The organism is Acidimicrobiales bacterium (genome assembly GCA_036270875.1).
In the GTDB taxonomy this organism is placed as follows: Bacteria; Actinomycetota; Acidimicrobiia; order Acidimicrobiales; family AC-9; genus AC-9.
The window spans coordinates 1-16,788 of record DATBBR010000041.1 but is presented as its reverse complement, the minus strand read 5'-3'; the positions used below and the strand labels follow the sequence as shown (position 1 = coordinate 16,788).

Sequence of the window (16,788 nt, the reverse complement as noted above, 5' to 3'; positions counted from 1 at the left end):
ACTCCTCGATCCGGGCCCGGATCGACCCGAGCCGGCGGTACGCCCAGCCGGCAACCGGGAGGCTGACGAGTGCTCGACGCTCGTATCCGGCCATGGTGAGCTCGCGGTGCAGCGCTCTCCGGGCCCGCCAGAGCAGCGTCTCCACGGCGGCGATCCGTACGCCGTAATGAGAGGCGATGCGGCGGTAGGACCATCCCTCGTACTCCCGGAGGTGGAGCACATCTCGGTGGCGACTCGTGAGGCGTCCGAGCGCGTCCTGGACCGCATTCGCATCTATCGAAGTGAGGAGGGCCTGGTCTCCGTCGGCCGTGGCGCCGGGGTCGATGCTCTCGGCCGGCTGGCTGCGGGCGCGGTGACGGTGGATGTCGACGCAGACCCGCTTGGCGATCACGCTCAACCACGGGTAGAAGCGCCGCTCCCCGTTCAGGTTCGGAAGAGCCCGGAGCGCCTTGGCGAACGCCTCTTGGGCGGCGTCCTCGGCCGTCGCCGGATCACCGAGACACCGGAGACACGACCGGAAGAGGCGCCGATAATGCCGGCTGTAGAGCTCGGCGAAAGCCGTCTCGTCGCCCAGCTGGAACCGGTCGACCAGCTCCCGGTCACCGTCGATGTCGACCTGATCGAGGGAGTCGGCCGCGGCGCCGCCCAGTGGCGCCACCCGCTCAGCCATCGAGGAGGCTCGTCCGACCCCGCCACAGCCTGAGCTGCCCGGTCCGCCGCGTCTGCCCGCGCCCATCGACCGCCCGGGCGAGCGTGGACATCTTCCAACACAACCCCAGCTCGTGCATGGGCGCATTGTCATACCCACGCATGCCCGGAATCAACCGGTGAGCCTGCTCACCCGCTCGAGGGGTTCCGACGTCACACCCGGCTCGAGGAACGGCAGCGGCGGCGCCCCGTTCCTGGTCAGAGGGGTTGGCCGGAGCCCGGTGCCACGATCTGCCCGGAGCTGGGCGGGACGCCTGCCAGCACCCACCCCCTACCGGTGTTTTTCCCACGCTCAGGACGGGAACAACTGACAGATCCGACTCGATCGAAGGAGGCGGCTTCGGTGCTTGACGTGACATCCTCCGCATCGCTGGTGATCCGGGAGCTCGTTGCCAGCAGCAACGCGACTGGTGGCGCCGGTCTTCGCATCGCGCCCGCCGACGAGCCCGAAGGGGCGTTCGCTCTGAGCGTGGCGCCCGGACCGGAGCAGGACGACCAGGTCGTGCCCATCGAGGACGGCGAGGTGTTCCTGGAGCCGAGTGCGGCACAGGCGCTGGACGACAAGACCCTCGACGCCGAGGTCGACCCGCAGGGCGCGGTCTCGTTCTCGGTGATCGATCAGGGCCCTTCCTGAGGCCCGTCGACCTCCGCCGCCTCGCCTCGGGGAGCCCGATCCCTGAGCAGCTCTTCCCGGGATTGGGCATACTGGTGGCCAGTCCGATCGTGGGGAGGCGAGGACATGGCACGAATGGTTCGCATGAGCCTGGACGCACCCGAAGAGACCCGCCCGTTCGAGGCAGGCTCGGGCCAGCTGGACCTGGTCAACCTGGAGGGTGGCGGCGTCGGTCGGGCGACGTTCCAGCCCGGGTGGCAGTGGTCCAAGCACGTCAAGCCGATCGCCAAGACCGATAGCTGCCAAGCCGCCCACACTGGCTATTTCATCTCCGGACGCATGAAGATCGTGATGGACGATGGCGAGGAGATGGACTTCGGGCCGGGCGATTTCATGATGTGCCCTCCTGGTCATGACGCCTGGATCGTCGGGGACGAGCCGTGCGTGGTCATCGACTGGCAGGGTTACGCCGACTACGCCAAGCGCTGACGCAGCAGAGCGACCACCGATTTCGCTACGCTCTCGGCCGGTGCCGAGCCGTCCGCCAGTCGTCGATACCGACCAGGGCCGTCCGGGAGCGAACGCTGTCGCGGCCGACCTCGAGGCTCATCGCCGCGAGCTGACCGGCTACTGCTACCGGATGCTCGGATCCGGTTTCGAGGCCGAGGACGCCGTGCAGGAGACGATGGTCCGGGCCTGGCAGCACCTCGACCGCTTCGAGGGGCGTTCGGCCCTGCGCTCGTGGCTCTATCGAATCGCCACCAATGTGTGTCTCGACATGGCGCGCGGACCGCAGCGCCGGGCACGACCGATGGACCTCGGTCCGTCGGCGCCGGCGGATTCGTCCCTTGGACCAGTCGTGCCCGAGCATGCGTGGGTCCAGCCCGTGGCCGACGCCCGGATCCTGCCGTCCGACGGTGATCCGGCCGAGCTGGCGGCATCCCGCGAGTCGGTCCGTCTGGCCTTCGTGGCCGCCCTCCAGCACCTGCCGCCCCGCCAGCGGGCGGTGCTGGTCCTCCGGGAGGTGCTCCGCTGGCACGCTGACGAGGTGGCCGAGCTGCTCGACACGAGCGTCGCGTCGGTCAACAGCGCCCTCCAGCGGGCGCGAGCCACCATCGCCACGCTCGGCCTGGACGACACGACAGGTCCGAACCAGGTCGACCCCGAGCAGCGGGAGCTGCTCGCCCGCTACGTGGAGGCGTTCGAGCGCTACGACGTGTCCTCCATCGTGCGACTCCTCCACGATGAGGCCGCCTTCACGATGCCGCCGTTTGCCCTCTGGTTGCGCGGACCAGTGGAGATCGGCCGGTGGTACCTCGGCCAGGGGATCGGGTGCCGCGACTCCCGCCTGCTGTCCACCTCCGCCAACGGGTGCCCGGCGTTCGGCGCCTACAAGCGCACCGGGCCCAGCACTCACGAACCATTCGCCCTTCAGGTGATCGAGACCGCGGACGGCCGGATCACCGGGCTCCATCACTTCCTCTACCCCGAGATCTTCGAGGCCTTCGGCCTGCCTGCGCGCCTCGAGCACTAGGTCGTCGCCTGCGGCCACCCCCGCGGGTATGGGAACATGTGTTCGTGTCCGGCGAGGGGCCGATGCTGCACGCCGATCTCGACGCCTTCTACGCGTCCGTCGAGCAGCGTGACGACCCCCGGCTGCGGGCCCGCCCGGTCATCGTCGGGAAGGGGGTCGTGCTGGCAGCGAGCTACGAGGCCAAGGCATACGGCGTCCGCACGGCAATGGGCGGCGCCCTGGCCCGCCGGCTCTGCCCCCGGGCAATCGTGGTCGAGCCGCGGATGTCGGCCTACGCCGAGGCCAGCAAGGCCGTGTTCCGGGTCTTCGACCAGACGTCCCCCCTGGTCGAAGGGTTGTCCATCGACGAGGCGTTCCTCGACGTCGGCGGGCTGCGGAGGATCTCGGGCACCCCGACCCAGATCGCCGTGCGCCTGCGGACCGACGTCCGCGATCGCGTCGGACTGCCGATCACCGTCGGTGTGGCCAGGACGAAGTTCCTGGCCAAGGTGGCGAGCGCCGTGGCCAAGCCCGACGGTCTCCTGGTCGTGCCGCACGGCGGCGAGCTGGCCTTCCTTCATCCGCTCCCAGTCGAACGGCTGTGGGGCGTCGGCCCAGTGACCGCGGACAAGCTCCGCCAGCGCGGCGTGGCGACGGTCGGCGAGGTTGCCCAGCTCGGCCAGGACGCGCTCGTGTCGATGCTAGGGCGAGCGTCGGGCCGGCACCTCCACGACCTCGCCCACGACCGCGATCCCCGCCCTGTGGAAGTTGGCCGCCGGCGACGCTCGATCGGTTCGCAGCGGGCACTGGGACGCCCGCCGACCTCGCCCGACGCCCTCGATGCCACCATGGTCGGCCTCGTCGACCGCGTCACTCGTCGGTTGCGGGCCTCCGGGCGGGTCGGCCGCACCGTCGTGCTCCGGTTGCGCTTCGACGACTTCTCACGGGCCACGCGGTCCCACACGCTCGAGCGGGCGACCGCCGAGACGCAGACGATCCTGGCGACCGTGAGAGCGCTCCAGCGCGCGGCCATGCCGCTGATCGACCGTCAGGGCCTCACCCTCGTCGGGATTGCCGTCGGCGACCTCCACGATGGCGGGGCCGTCCAGCTACCACTGCCGTTCGGACGGCATCTCGGCAACACCCTCGACACCGCACTCGACGAAGTGCGTGACCGGTTCGGTTCGGCGGCCATCACCCGGGCGGTGCTGCTGGGCCGCGACCCTGGCCTCTCGGTGCCGCTCCTCCCCGACTGACGCGTGCCCCAGGTTGGCCCACGCCGACCGCCTCCTCGGGCGCGCCTCCCATCATCCGCATCATCGCAATGCCTCCAGTGCGGATGAACTCATAGACGAGGACTGCAGCGAGAATGAGAAAGACGACGTTGAGGACGGTGGTGTAGTTGAGGGTGATCGACGCTTCCACGACCTTGGCGTGTCGACCACTGGGAATGAGCCCCACAGCACCGAAGAGGAACTCGATGGTGTACCCGGCGAGGACCATTGTGGCGTAGAAGGTCCCGAGGATGAAGAGCATCATGCGGGTGCCGTAGTACTTCCGGTAGATGTTGAGGATGGGCAGGATGATGAGATCAGCGAAGATGAACGCCACGACGCCGCCGAAGCTGATCCCGCCGTTCCAGAGCACTCCGGCCAGCGGCACGTTGCCAATCGAGCAGACGAAGCTGAACACGCTCACCACAGGACCGATCACCGGACCCCAGAGCTTGGCGGCCAGCGGGTGGCTGGTGAGGAAGAAGTGGCGCCAGAACGAGTCAGGGACCCACGCCCCGATGGCCCCGGCGATGAGCAGGCCCAGGACGATGTCTCTGATCACCGCCGCCCACTCCATGACGAAGATGTGCGAGACCGCGGTCGTGGCGCCCGGCGTGCGGAGTCGCCGCCAGATCGGACCCGAGGCCTTGATGCTCATGTCCATGGCCGCGTGTCCCTCCATGGACCCGGCCAGGCCGCGCTCGGCCTGCTCGCGCGCCTGGTCGAGCAGGCGCTTGCGTAGGAACAGGCGAAACGCCACCGCCAGCAGCACGATCATGATCGGCCCGCCCACGAACTCGGCCACGGTGAACTGCCAGGCGATGAGCAGGGCCAGGATGATGCCCAGCTCCACGACCAGGTTGGTGGACGCGATCTCGAAGGCCATGGCCGCCGTGAAGCTGGCCCCCCTGCGGAAGAGCGCTCGGGCCAGCGCCACGGCCGCATACGAGCAGGAGGACGACGCGGCGCCCAGACCCGTTGCCACAGCGAGGGTCCTCGGGCGGTCGTCTCCCAGCAGCCTGACCACCTCGCTCTTGCGCACGACCGACTGCACCACGGCGGCAAGCGCGAACCCGAGGATGAGCGCCCACAGGATCTCCCAGGTCATGGACCCGGCCAGGCTCAGGGCGTGACCGATCCCGCTGAGGACGCTCGCCCCGACGATCATGACCGGACGAGTCGCTCGATGGCTTCAGTGGCCTCCTGCACCTTGGCCTGGGCCTGCGGCCCTCCGCTGGCTACCGCGTCCTGCACGCAATGGGCGAGGTGATCACCGAGCAGCTCGAGGGCCACCCCCTGGAGGGCCCGGGTGGCGGCCGACACCTGGGTGAGCACGTCGATGCAGTAGGCATCCTCGTCCACCATGCGCTGGAGGCCTCGAACCTGGCCCTCGACCCGCCGGAGGCGCGTCCTCACCCGCTCCTTGTTGTCTGCGTACCCGGCCATGTCGCTCCCCTCCGCACTGACGTGCTCTCCAAGGGACGTACAGCATACCCCGGTACGGTATAGAGGACCCGAAGGTCGGCGCGAGGAAGCCGGTGCTGGGCGAGGTGCTCTACAGGCCCTGCGGGAAGGTGAACGACTTGGGCGGGACGGTCGGAGAGCCGACGTCGAGCTGGATCACGGCATGGGCATTGAGTGGAATCGACCGCGGATCGCCCTTGTACTGCTTGCCATTGACATAGGCCACGACATTGCCCAGGGCCGTGCTCACCTGAGTCGAGCTCAGGGGCTGCTGCCAGATGTCGAAGTAGTTCCCAAGGGTGTAGATCTTCGGGGTCGGCGACTCGATGTGGATCACACCGTCCTGAGTGTGGCTGTGCAGCCAGTAGAAGCATCCACCCGACGCGATAAACGGACCCTCTGAGGAGCTCTGCTCGGTGGTAGGTGGCGTGATGCCGATTCCCCTAGGGACAGCCCGCAGCGCACCGTTCGAGTAGACGGCAATGTGCGCATGGATGTGATAGGCGAGCTGCTCACCCGTCTGGCAGGCGATGCCGTCCACGGGCTGGCCGTTCGCCTGAGCTTGGGTTGACGCCAGGACCGGTGCCTTCAATGGATCGGTCGTCGGCGAGCTGGACTTGTTGGAGGAGGTCGACGCGCTGGCAGGATGCATCCGCTGATACCTGCTGTAGCCGACCGTCGCCGCGCCCAGGACCACGATAAGAGCCAGCACCGTGTAGAAGCCGATCGGCGCTTTGCCCCGCTTCGTACGCCCCCCGCCCGTGGCGGCGGCGCGAGCGACCCGCTTTCCAGGTGAACGCTTGACCATGACCCGACGATGCTACCCACAGATCGGGCACTGCCGTGATCGGGTGCAGGCTCCTCGGTCGGGGTCACCGCACCCTCAACCAGGCTTTCTCCCCTCCGGACGGCGCCCCCTGAACCGGCCTGCCGGTCGAGGATCAGGCGTCCTCGACCGTCTCGCCCGTCACCTCGAGGGAGCCGGCGGCGCTCGGGCTGACGTCTCGCCGGGCGATCACGTGCACATCGGTATCAGCGTCAGCGGCCTCGCGCAGGATCCGCTTCACGACTGAACCCTTCGTGAGCTCATCCCAGCGGGTCCCTCGGCTCGAGCCCAGGACGATCTGGGTGATCTGGTGCCTGCGGGCATATTCGATCAGGGCGTGGGCCGGATCCTCGGCCAGCACCTCGTCCCAATGGGCGCCGAGGTCGACGGCCAGTTTGCGCAATTGCTCCGACGCCTTGCGGTCGGACTGCCCGGCCCCGTCACCCCTTGTGACATGCACGACGTACAGCTCGGCGTGGACCCTCGCCGCCATGCGCGCGGCCCGGCGCATGATCGCATCGGTCCCCGGTGCACCTGTCGCACCGACCATGATGCGCTCCGTCGTCTCCCAGACCGAGCTCACCTCATAGCGTCGGAGGTAGTCGAGCAGCTCCTTCTCCGTGGCATCGGCCACGAAGCGCAGCGCCAGCTCGCGAAGAGCGACCAGGTTCTCGGTCCGGAAGAAGTGAGTGAGGGCCAGAGGCACCTTCTCCTTCGGATAGATGTTCCCGTGAAGCATCCGACGGCGCAGGGACTCCGGGGAGGAGTCGACGAGCTCGATCTGGTTGGCCTTGCGTATGACCCAGTCGGGCACCCGCTCGCGAACCGCCACGCCGGTCATGCGCTCCACGGCGTCGGCGATGCTCTCCAGATGCTGGATGTTGACGGTGGTGATCACATCGATCCCTGCGTCGAGGATCTCCAAGACGTCCTGCCAGCGCTTCTCGTTGCGACCCGAGCCGGGGACGTTCGTGTGCGCGATCTCGTCGATGAGCGCGACCTGGGGGTGGCGGGCGAGCACGCCGTCGAGGTCCATCTCCTCGAAGTGGCACCCTCGGTAATCGTAAGAGGTCCGCGGAACGGCCTCCAGACCGTCGAGCCGCTCCTGGGTGTGCTGTCGCCCGTGCGTCTCGACAAACCCCACGACAACGTCGGTGCCCCGGTCGTGGCGGCGGTGGCCCTCGTCGAGCATGGCGAAGGTCTTCCCGACCCCGGCCGCCGCCCCCAGGTAGATCCGAAAGTGCCCGGCTGGAGCAACAACGGCCGCCTCCTCCGAGCTCTCCCGCGCGGCCAGTCCCGCATCGCCGGCCGGGGTTGGCCCGAGAGATGTCTGGAGGGAACGGTCAGTCATGGCACTCCTTCCATCGTACGGTTCCAGGCGGGCCTTTCCTTCGCCAGCTGACGGGCCTGGGAGGCAGATCTCAGTTCGAGCCCAGGGCGTACCCGACGCCCGGGACGGTGCGCAGGAGGCTTCCGTCCCGGTCAGCCAGCTTGTGACGAAGCCGGTGCACGTAGACACGGAGGTACTGCGCCTCGCTCCCGTAGCCCGCCCCCCACACCTCCTGGAGGATCATCTGGTGGGTGCACACCTTGCCCGCGTGGCGGGCCAGGAAGGCCAGGAGGTCGAACTCCTTGGCGGTGAGATCGAGCGGTCGACCGGCGGACCGAGCCTCATGGTGCACGAGGTCGAGCTCCAGGGACCCGACTGCCAGCTCGGCCTGTTCGCCGAGGGTGGCCGGCCGGGCGTGACGCAGGGCAGCTCGGATCCGAGCGTCGAGCTCGGCCATTCCGAAGGGCTTGGTGACGTAGTCGTCGGCGCCACCGTCCAGTGCCGCCACCTTGCGATCCTCGCTGCCCGTGGCCGAGAGCACGATGATGGGGACCTGGCTCCATTGACGGATCCGGCGGCACACCTCGAGGCCGTCGAGGTCGGGAAGGCCGAGGTCGAGCACGAGGACGTCCGGGGAGTCCACAGCCGCCCTGGACAGGCCCTCCTGGCCGCTCGCGGCAGCGAGCACCTCGTGGCCTCGGGCGGGAAGGCTGAGCCGCAGGACCCTGAGCAGCGATCGGTCGTCGTCCACGACGAGCACCCGGGCCACGGCTCAGGCGGTCTCCGCCGGGAGGGACGAAGCCGGCAGGTTGAACACGAAGCGGGCGCCCGAGCCCGGTGCTCCCTCGACCCAGATCCGCTCACCGTGAGCCTCGACGAACGCCTTGGCGATGGCGAGACCGATGCCTGCGCGTCCGCCGGCCTCTCTCCGGTTGAACAGCTCGAAGATGCTCGAACGCTCCTCGATGGGAACGCCCGGTCCACAGTCGCCGACCGCGATCCGTACCTGGCCATGGCCGTTGGGGGCGGCCGCTACCGTGATGTCGGTGTCCTCGGGACCGTGTCGGGCGGCATTCTCGATGAGGTTGGCCAGCACCTGACACATCAAGATCCGGTCGACGTCGACAAGGGGAAGGGCCTCTGAAGCCATCCACCGGACGCGGCCAGGACCGACCGACGGCCCGACTGACGCAAGGGCCTCCGAGACGAGATTGGCCACCGCCACCGGTTCCCTATGGGGGTCCAGCGCCCCCGCCTGGATGCGGGTCATGTCGAGCAGGTTGGCGACCAGCCTGTCCAGCCGATCGGCCTGGAGGTCGATGAGCCCGAGCAGCTCGCGGGAGTCTTCACCGGAGAAGCTGACACTGGGATCGATCAGGTTCGAGGCGGAGAGCTTGATGGTCGCCAGCGGGGTGCGCAGGTCGTGGGAGACCGCGCTCACGAGCGAACGCCTCAGCCTGTCGACCTCCTCGAGCAGCTCGGCCTTGACCGCCTGCTCGCGGAGCTGGGCCCGCTCGAGCGCCAGCGCCAGATGGTTGACGAAGGTGCGGAGCAGCACCCGGTCGGCGCCGGCAGGCGGGAGTCCTCGCACAGCCAGCAGCCCGACCGGACGCTCGGACACCGACAAGGCGATGGCTTGCAACTGGTCCCGCGCCGGCACGGCGGCGCCGAGGCTGACAGGGCGCCCCGAAGAAGGGGCCAGCCGGCCGAGGTCGTCCTCCGAGAGGGGTTCGCCCGTGGACGCTACGACCTGCAGGCGGTCGTCCCTCGGGACGAGGAGGGCGGCGCTTGGCAGGTCGAATGCGAGCCGCACCGTGGTCACGATCGTCTCGAACTGGTCGGCCGTGGCCTTGTCGCCGACGAGCAGCTCGGACAGCTCGAAGAGCCGGCGCGCCTCCTCGGCCCGCCGTTGCGCCTCTTTGCGGGTCGAGCCCAATCGGGCGACGACCTGGGCCACCAGGACCATCACGACCGCGTAGACCCCGAGCGCGGCCCAGTTGTCGGCGGTGCCAACCCGCAAGCTGTAGTAGGGCGGAATGAAGACGACGTCGTAGACGACGAAGCCGGCGGTCAAACCGACCAATCCGCCGACGAACCCGCCAATCACCACGCCGGCAACGACCGGCACGACGAGCACGAGCCCCGCGGTCGCGACGCTCAGGTGGCTCCGGAACGGGAACAGCATCGCTCCCAGCGCCACGACCAGCACGATCGAGACGAACGAGCCAGCCAGGCTGCGACGAACGGAGGTCACGGTGCCTGGTCCATGTGGTCGAGCTCGAGCATCTCGGTCCTTCGAGGCTACCGGCGCTCGGCCGTTTCCGGGTCCCTGACCACCTCAGCCGGGGTCCGCGGTCCGCCCGATGGCCGGCCCCGCCCGACGGCCAGCCGGTCACGCCACGACGCGCTCCACGCCGAGCCCGCCACGACCCAGTCGGCCTCTCAGCCACCGCCCCGCGCGTCCAGCGCCAGGATCATTCGCAGCTCGTCCCGGCTTCGATCCGACCGCAGCGGGTGGCGCTCACCCGTCAGCGCAAACCCGGCTCGGAACCACCGGTCGACGGCAATCGACTATCTGTATGGCGCTCGACGATGGCTCAGAACGAGGTCTTCAGCGCCGCCTCGTTCTCGATCGGCACCGGCTCGATGGTGTCGGACGGTTCGAACCCGAGCACCCTTCCGTAGAACCAGAGCTCGGCCTCGATCACCCTGGTGATCGTCTCCGCCTTGCGGAAGCCGTGCTGCTCGCCGTCGAAGATCAGCAGCGCGAACGGGAGGCCCTTGGCCTTCAGGGCGTTGGCCATCGTGACCGCTTGGTCAGGCGGCACGACCTTGTCCTCGGCCCCCTGGAAGAGGATGAGCGGGCAGTTCAGGCGGTCCGTATGGTGGATCGGGGACCGCTCTGCGTATAGCGGCTCGGCTGCGGGCCATGGTCCGATGAGCCCGTCGAGGTAGCGCGACTCGAACTTGTGGGTCTCCCGGGCGAGGGCGGCGGCGTCGGCCACGCCATAGTGGCTGGCGCCCACCGCGAAGACGTCTCGGAACGTCAGCGCAGCAAGCGTGGTGTAGCCCCCGGCGCTTCCCCCGCGAATGGCAAGGCGCCGGCGGTCGACCTCCCCCTCGTCCGCCAGCCAGAGAGCCGCGTTCACGCAGTCGTCGACGTCGACGATCCCCCACTGGTCGCGTAGGCGCTGGCGGTAGGCGCGTCCGTAGCCCGTGCTGCCGCCGTAGTTGACGTCCACAACGGCCATTCCTCGGCTGGTGAAGTACTGGACAGTCAGGTTGAGGACGGATGACGTGGCGGCGGTCGGCCCGCCGTGGCTCATGACGACCAGCGGCGGCTTCGCGTCGGGCGGACCCTGGACGTCGCGGTTCGCCGGCGGATAGAAGAGGGCGTGGGCGGTGAGCCCGCCGCCGGTCGGGAACTCGACGGGCCGAGGCACCGACACGTAGCCGGAGTCCACTACTCGCTCCCGGCTTCGCCTCAGGATCTGGGCTGACCCGTCGGGCACGGAGATGCGTACGACGGCGGGAGACTCGGTCGGTGAGCCCGCCACCGCCACGACTTCGTCGCCCTGAGCGACGAGCCCGGAAAATGCGTCGTAGGGCGTCGCGATCTCTCGCAGCCCTCCGGCATCCACCTCTCCGAGGTGACCCTGGCCGCGCTCCGACCAGGTGACCACGAGGCGGCCGTCAGCCAAGAAGGTGTAGCTCGACTGTCCGAAGACCCAGTCCGGTCCTCCGAACTCGGCGTCCCGAGGACACCGCGGCCGGCCCTCGTCCCCCTCGTCGGCGTAGATGTTCCACCAGCCTGTCCGATCCGACACGAAGTGCAGCACTGCTCCGGGGCTCCACTGGGGCTGGCTGACCGACTCGTCCAGTCCTCCGGCGACCAGCCGGGCCGGGCCCGGTGCCATCCCGGGGCTGAGATCGGCGACGAAGAGCTCGGTGCCGTCCCAAGGCATGTTGGGGTGGTCCCAGGCCAGCCAGGCGAGCCGCTGCCCGTCGGGGCTCAGCCGCGGCGCGCTGAAGAAGTCCCGGCCCCCAGCGAGGACATGAGGGGGAGCTGATCCGTCAATTGGGAACGCCACCACCTCGTTGACCACGTCCCGGACGTCCTCGGGGGAACCGCCAGGATGACGCTCTCGGACCGCCACGACCCAGTGACCGTCCGGTGAGATGCGGAAGTCTGCGTACCGATCCCCCAGTGACACCGTCGGCTCCGGGGTCACCGGGATCGGCACACCACCAGGGTCGACGCGCCACACCCGCTGGTCGGAGAAATTCGAGAACAGCGCGGTGCCACCCACGACCGCCGTGCAGAGCCCGCCGTACTCGTGGACCAGCGTGCGAGCGGAGTAGCCCTCAGGTAGGACGTCGGCCACCTGCCCATCCCCGGTGCGGCGCACCAGGACCTGCCGGCCTCCCTCACTGGGCCGAGACTCGGTCCAGGCCACCGTGGCGTCGCTGACGAGTGGGTAGCTGAGACCCACGACCGCTTCGACCAACCACGATGAGGTAACCGGGGACGGCCACGAGCCGTACGGCGCCACAGTCATAGGCAAGATCCTAGGAGAGCCCGACCGGTCGGCGACTGGCGGCGCCATCTTCGCACCCGTAGCTCCCCGACTGGCAGCCGAAGAATGAGCGGCGTGCGAGAATTGCCCGGATGACAGAACGGATCGAGGTCCAACGGGCGATCGCCTCGGAGCCTGCCCCCATCTTCCGGATACTGAGCGACCCTCAGGGTCATGTAACCATCGACAGCGCGGGGATGCTGATGGGAGCCACGGGTGAGCTTGTCAGTGCTGTGGGCGACACATTCGTCGTGCACATGGACCGAGAGGCGCTCAACGACTACCCGCTGGGTCTCTATGACGTGACCGTGAGGATTGTCAGATTTGATCCCGATCGAGAGATCGCCTGGACGATCGAGGGCCAGCTCAACCTTGGCCACATTTACGGCTACAAGCTCGAGCCGATCGAACAAGGCACGCTGGTCACCTCGTACTACGACTGGTCCTCTGCTGAGCAGAGTTGGAAAGACGCAAAGATCTTCCCGGTGATACCAGAGGGCGGGCTGCGGGCGACCCTAGGCATCCTGGCGCGAACGGTCGCTCCCGGACGGCCTCGGCCTTCCACCTGAGCAAGCGCGCACCGCACGGCCACACGAGTCCCGCTGTTCCAGGCGAGAGCTCGAGTCGGAGGTAGCGGTTCGAGCCGGACGCTGTCAGACTTCGGAGCGTGAGCGACGTCGAACCGGACCTTCACATGCTCAACGTCGTCGTGAGCGACATGACCTCTAGCGTCGCGTTCTACCGGAGGCTCGGAGTCGGGGTACCTGACGGCGCAGACGCGCCCGGCGCCCATGTGCAACTGCGCATGCCGAGCGGCTTCAGCCTCGAGCTGGACACGGCGGAGTCAGCAGCACTTTGGCATGCTGGCTGGCGGGCGGACCCGGCGAGCGCCCACGTCGTGATCGGCTTCAATCTCCCCAGCCGATCAGCCGTGGACGAGCGTTACCACGACCTGACCGGCGCCGGACACCTAGGTCGCCAGCCGCCTTTCGACGCCTTCTGGGGAGCCCGCTACGCGATCGTCGCCGATCCCGACGGTAACGACGTCGGGCTGATGAGCCCGATCGAGGAGTCGCGCCGGTACTGGCCGCCCGAGGAGTCCCCGGACCTCTGAGGCGCCGCTCCCCGCCGCCTGGATCCAGGACAGCACGGCAGCCTCGCGCCGTGCGACCGCGTCGCGGCTCGGGGGGACGCCTGCGACCGAACCTCAGCAGCACCATCTGCGTCTAGGCTCACGGCCGTGCCCCGGCGTTTCGACGGTCCCGGTCGTGGCGGCCGCGCCGATGCCACAGCAGCCGATCGCACCGTCGAGATCGACTTGGACATCTATACGTTCGATATCGATTTCGCCGGCCACGTCAGCAACATCACCTATATCCGCTGGCTCGAGATCGGACGAATTCAGCTTCTGAACGACGTAGGCTTTCAGACCCACGACGTCTTGGAGTCGGGGCTGGCACCCATCGTCATACGCACCGAGATCGACTACCGGCTCCCGCTCAACCTCGGCGACCCCGTGCACATGTCCCTGGATCTCGTCGAATTGCGGGCCGCCTCGGCGACCATCGACTTCCGCATCACGTCGGACGGCAAGCTGGTGGCAGCTGCCCGACAATTGGGGCTCTTCGTCAATCGAGACACCGGCAAGCCCTCTCGGGTCTCCCAGGAGTTTCGTGACCGATTCTCGCCGTATCTGCAGCGGCAGAAGGGCTAGGAGGAGGCCATACCGCGGCGGCTTCCGATCCAGGGAGTACGCTCACCTGGTGGCCCTCGGCGCGGATTCGACGTCGTCGAAGAGCAGCGGCACGATGACGTGTTACGTCGTCGACGACGGCGGCACCGGGGAGGTCCGTCTCGACCGAGGATCGGCGGAGGAGCTACTCGCACGGGGGCGCTTCTTCTGGCTCGATCTCGACCGTCCGGGCACCGCCGACTTCGCGGTTCTGCGCGATGTCTTCAGGTTCCACCCGCTTGCCGTGGAGGACTCCGAGCACTTCGGCCAGCGGCCAAAGATCGAAGACTACGACAACTTCGCGTTCGTTGTCCTCTACGGCGCATCACCCGACGAAGACCGGCTTGTCGAAGTCCACTGTTTCTACTCCGAGCACTTCCTCATCACCGTCCATCGGGACGACTGCCCCGCATTCGCGGAGGTCCGTCGGCGGTACCAGGAGCGCGGGGAGCCGATCGGCCGTCCGTCGCTCCTGCTCTACCGCATCGTCGACGGACTCGTCGATAGCTTCTTCCCGATGCTCGCCGACTTTGACAACCGTATCGACGAGCTACAGAACGAGATCTTCCTGCAGACAAGCGACGCCCAGCTCCAGGAGATCTTCCAGATGAAGCGTCTGCTCGTCGGCATGCGAAAGGTGATGTCACCGGAACGAGACACCTTCGCAAAGGTAATCGGCGGCGTAGCCAACCTGCCCGGCTTGACAGACGAGGATGAACGCTACTTTCGTGCCGTCTACGACCACCTGATCCGAATCAGTGATCTGATCGACAGCTACCGCGATCTGGTCACGAGCGCACTGGACGTCTACCTCTCCACCGTCTCGAATCGGCAGAACGCAGTGCTGAAGCAGCTCGCGGTGATCGCGACGATCTTTCTGCCCCTCAGCTGGCTGACCGGGTTCTTCGGGCAGAACTTCGGCTTTCTCGTCCGGAGCATCGGGCGATGGGAGACGTTCGTCGGCGTCGGCATCGGTACCGAGCTCATCGCCGTTGTGGTTCTCCTCTCCGTCTTCAAGCGGCGGGGCTGGTTCTGAGCGACGAGACGTCCCATCATCAGAGCATGCGTGATGGTGAACGAGTAGTAGGGACGAGTGTTGCCGATCTGGTGGACGAGGGACGAGGCATGGACCAGATCACCGTTGCCGTCGCCTACGAGCTCCGGCACCTTCTCTTGCGGACCTGTCGGTTCGATCCGAGTATCTCCGATCATCATCCGCCACGAATCGACCACGACGGCGAGATCGTGCTGGACACCGTGCGCTGGCCCGTTTACGAGATGGGCCTGCCGGGGAAAGAGGTCGAGCTCCTGGTGCAGTGGCGGGGCGCACTTCGGTCGGTACGTGCTGGCGCCCACGCCTGGCCTGCCGATCTCCATCGAGCGGCGTTTGGTGGCTGTGGCTCTGGCCGACCAGGTCGCTGCGGCCATGGCCGCGGCGCCGCCACCGACGTTCGGGAATGGCGACCGTCGGCCAACCCCTGTCAATCCGTTGTGATGACCTCGCTCTCAAGCCTGCTCTACCACCTCGATGGTCACGTCGGGGAGCCGACGTCGCAGGCGGCGAGAGGTAGACCCCCTGAGCATCTCCACCCAGCGAGAGCGGTGCCGGGCGACGACCACAGCCGTGGCGCCGTGTTCCGCTGCGGTGGCCGCCAGGGCGTCAGCTATGTCCTCTCGGTGGACCTCGACAAAGCTCCCGCCCAGGGACTGGGCCAGCTCACGGTGCTCGGAGGGGACGTGCGCCGACCCTCGAGCGGCTCCGTCGGCGACGTGGACCACCAACAGGTCGGCATCGGCTGACTCCGCCAGCTCCGCGCCTCGCCGGATAACCGGCTCGGCGGAGTCGGCGCTCGACAGGCCGGCGATCACCACTGGCCTGGGGGAAGCGTATGTGTAGCGGGCCACGATGGCGGGGCCCTCCTCGTCGAGCGTGCCCGCCATCCACGACCGGGCCAGCTGGCTGAGCGCAGCCAGATTCTCAGCTCGAAAGTAATGGGCCAGCGCACCACCCACCTGGGCCGCCGAATAGACGTGTCCTGCCGCCACCCGCTGGCGAAGGACGTCTGGAGGAAGATCGACCAGCTCGACCTGGGCGCTACGGACCAGCTCGTCGGGCACGCATTCCACGGTTCCCGAGCCCGTTACCTCAGCGGCGTATTCACGCGCCGAGTCCAAGTTCGCCACATTTACCGTCGTGATCACGTCGATGCCGGCGCTGAGCAGATCTTCAACCTCCTGCCAGCGAGGGCGACGATCGGCCACGTTGGTGTGGGCCAGCTCGTCGACCAGGGCCACATCCGGGTGGCGGGCGATCACGGCGGCCACGTCGAGCTCCTCGAAGGTGGTGTCCCTGTAAGTGACAATCCGAGGGGGCGCGAGCTCCAGGCCTCCGTGCTGGGCCTTGGTCTCGGGACGACCATGGCGCTCCCAGTAGCCCACGACCACGTCCTCTCCGGCCTGGGCCCGGCGCCACCCCTCGTCGAGCATGGCGTACGTCTTGCCGACGCCGACGGCGGTTCCCAGATAGACGCGCAGGACGCCGCGGCCGCGCTCTCCCAGCTCCCGCAGATCGCTCACGGCGACCTCAGAGCGCTGGCGCGATGCCCGACGTGGCGGGCGAAGGAGGTACCGATGGCGAACTTCCGTCACTAGGGCTCGTCCCTACGGTACCCGTGCCTCACCCGGTCATCGGAGCTGGGCCAGGGCCTGATTGAGCTCGAGGACGTTCACGTAGTCGGAGCCGAGGAACCC

17 protein-coding genes are annotated in these 16,788 nt (G+C 68.1%); 8 read left to right on the top strand and 9 right to left on the bottom strand.

The window, feature by feature from the left end; translation table 11 throughout:
• Window positions 1-670 (bottom strand): RNA polymerase sigma factor (locus tag VH112_04720; protein HEX4539528.1); only part of this gene is annotated, 670 nt, incomplete at its 3' end.
• A 381-nt stretch (window positions 671-1,051) separates the two neighbouring features.
• Here VH112_04720 and VH112_04715 point away from each other — a divergent pair.
• The 4 genes from VH112_04715 to dinB all read left to right on the top strand — a co-directional run bounded on the left by VH112_04715 (window position 1,052) and on the right by dinB (window position 4,090).
• A complete protein-coding gene (locus VH112_04715; GenBank protein ID HEX4539527.1) occupies window positions 1,052-1,342 on the top strand; it encodes a hypothetical protein in 291 nt (96 codons plus the stop codon).
• Between the two features lie 105 nt (window positions 1,343-1,447).
• Window positions 1,448-1,810: a cupin domain-containing protein gene (locus tag VH112_04710; protein ID HEX4539526.1), complete on the top strand. Its 363-nt coding sequence runs from the start codon at window positions 1,448-1,450 to the stop codon at window positions 1,808-1,810.
• A 40-nt stretch (window positions 1,811-1,850) separates the two neighbouring features.
• The gene (locus tag VH112_04705) at window positions 1,851-2,855 is read left to right on the top strand and encodes a sigma-70 family RNA polymerase sigma factor (GenBank protein ID HEX4539525.1); all 1,005 of its coding nucleotides are present in this window, start codon (window positions 1,851-1,853) and stop codon (window positions 2,853-2,855) included.
• 44 nt (window positions 2,856-2,899) lie between these two features.
• The gene (gene dinB, locus VH112_04700) at window positions 2,900-4,090 is read left to right on the top strand and encodes a DNA polymerase IV (protein ID HEX4539524.1); all 1,191 of its coding nucleotides are present in this window, start codon (window positions 2,900-2,902) and stop codon (window positions 4,088-4,090) included.
• On the opposite strand, the gene VH112_04695 is transcribed toward dinB, so the two are convergent.
• The 7 genes from VH112_04695 to VH112_04665 all read right to left on the bottom strand — a co-directional run bounded on the left by VH112_04695 (window position 4,029) and on the right by VH112_04665 (window position 12,287).
• Window positions 4,029-5,276 (bottom strand): permease, encoded by a 1,248-nt coding sequence (locus tag VH112_04695; GenBank protein HEX4539523.1) that lies wholly within the window; start codon window positions 5,274-5,276, stop codon window positions 4,029-4,031. The genes dinB and VH112_04695 overlap by 62 nt on opposite strands.
• Window positions 5,273-5,554 (bottom strand): metal-sensitive transcriptional regulator, encoded by a 282-nt coding sequence (locus VH112_04690; GenBank protein ID HEX4539522.1) that lies wholly within the window; start codon window positions 5,552-5,554, stop codon window positions 5,273-5,275. The genes VH112_04695 and VH112_04690 overlap by 4 nt, the downstream gene beginning before the upstream one ends.
• 109 nt (window positions 5,555-5,663) lie before the next feature.
• On the bottom strand, window positions 5,664-6,380 hold the full coding sequence (locus tag VH112_04685) for a hypothetical protein (protein HEX4539521.1): 717 nt from the start codon (window positions 6,378-6,380) through the stop codon (window positions 5,664-5,666).
• 133 nt (window positions 6,381-6,513) lie between these two features.
• On the bottom strand, window positions 6,514-7,749 hold the full coding sequence (locus VH112_04680; GenBank protein ID HEX4539520.1) for a universal stress protein: 1,236 nt from the start codon (window positions 7,747-7,749) through the stop codon (window positions 6,514-6,516).
• 70 nt (window positions 7,750-7,819) lie between these two features.
• The gene (locus VH112_04675; protein ID HEX4539519.1) at window positions 7,820-8,497 is read right to left on the bottom strand and encodes a response regulator transcription factor; all 678 of its coding nucleotides are present in this window, start codon (window positions 8,495-8,497) and stop codon (window positions 7,820-7,822) included.
• A 3-nt stretch (window positions 8,498-8,500) separates the two neighbouring features.
• A complete protein-coding gene (locus VH112_04670) occupies window positions 8,501-9,982 on the bottom strand; it encodes an ATP-binding protein (GenBank protein HEX4539518.1) in 1,482 nt (493 codons plus the stop codon).
• 343 nt (window positions 9,983-10,325) lie between these two features.
• Window positions 10,326-12,287: a S9 family peptidase gene (locus VH112_04665; protein HEX4539517.1), complete on the bottom strand. Its 1,962-nt coding sequence runs from the start codon at window positions 12,285-12,287 to the stop codon at window positions 10,326-10,328.
• A 110-nt stretch (window positions 12,288-12,397) separates the two neighbouring features.
• Between VH112_04665 and VH112_04660 the strand changes: the two genes are divergently transcribed.
• From VH112_04660 to VH112_04645, 4 genes are all read left to right on the top strand, one after another.
• Window positions 12,398-12,874 carry a hypothetical protein gene (locus VH112_04660; protein ID HEX4539516.1) on the top strand — a complete coding sequence of 159 codons (477 nt, stop codon included), beginning with the start codon at window positions 12,398-12,400 and terminating at the stop codon, window positions 12,872-12,874.
• Between the two features lie 98 nt (window positions 12,875-12,972).
• Entirely contained in the window at window positions 12,973-13,419 is a 447-nt protein-coding gene (locus VH112_04655; GenBank protein HEX4539515.1) for a VOC family protein, read from the top strand.
• A gap of 126 nt (window positions 13,420-13,545) precedes the next feature.
• Window positions 13,546-14,019 carry a thioesterase family protein gene (locus tag VH112_04650; GenBank protein ID HEX4539514.1) on the top strand — a complete coding sequence of 158 codons (474 nt, stop codon included), beginning with the start codon at window positions 13,546-13,548 and terminating at the stop codon, window positions 14,017-14,019.
• A 49-nt stretch (window positions 14,020-14,068) separates the two neighbouring features.
• A complete protein-coding gene (locus VH112_04645; GenBank protein ID HEX4539513.1) occupies window positions 14,069-15,073 on the top strand; it encodes a magnesium transporter CorA family protein in 1,005 nt (334 codons plus the stop codon).
• 470 nt (window positions 15,074-15,543) lie between these two features.
• Here VH112_04645 and VH112_04640 read toward each other — a convergent pair whose 3' ends face one another.
• Window positions 15,544-16,614 carry a universal stress protein gene (locus VH112_04640; GenBank protein ID HEX4539512.1) on the bottom strand — a complete coding sequence of 357 codons (1,071 nt, stop codon included), beginning with the start codon at window positions 16,612-16,614 and terminating at the stop codon, window positions 15,544-15,546.
• Between the last annotated feature and the right edge of the window lie 174 nt (window positions 16,615-16,788).

Bases quoted from the DNA above. Each gene is read 5' to 3' on its own strand.
- VH112_04710 (HEX4539526.1), top strand. From the start codon at position 1,448: ATGGCACGAATGGTTCGCATGAGCCTGGACGCACCCGAAGAGACCCGC.
- VH112_04695 (HEX4539523.1), bottom strand. From the start codon at position 5,276: ATGATCGTCGGGGCGAGCGTCCTCAGCGGGATCGGTCACGCCCTGAGC.
- VH112_04690 (HEX4539522.1), bottom strand. From the start codon at position 5,554: ATGGCCGGGTACGCAGACAACAAGGAGCGGGTGAGGACGCGCCTCCGG.
- VH112_04685 (HEX4539521.1), bottom strand. From the start codon at position 6,380: ATGGTCAAGCGTTCACCTGGAAAGCGGGTCGCTCGCGCCGCCGCCACG.
- VH112_04680 (HEX4539520.1), bottom strand. From the start codon at position 7,749: ATGACTGACCGTTCCCTCCAGACATCTCTCGGGCCAACCCCGGCCGGC.
- VH112_04665 (HEX4539517.1), bottom strand. From the start codon at position 12,287: ATGACTGTGGCGCCGTACGGCTCGTGGCCGTCCCCGGTTACCTCATCG.
- VH112_04660 (HEX4539516.1), top strand. From the start codon at position 12,398: ATGACAGAACGGATCGAGGTCCAACGGGCGATCGCCTCGGAGCCTGCC.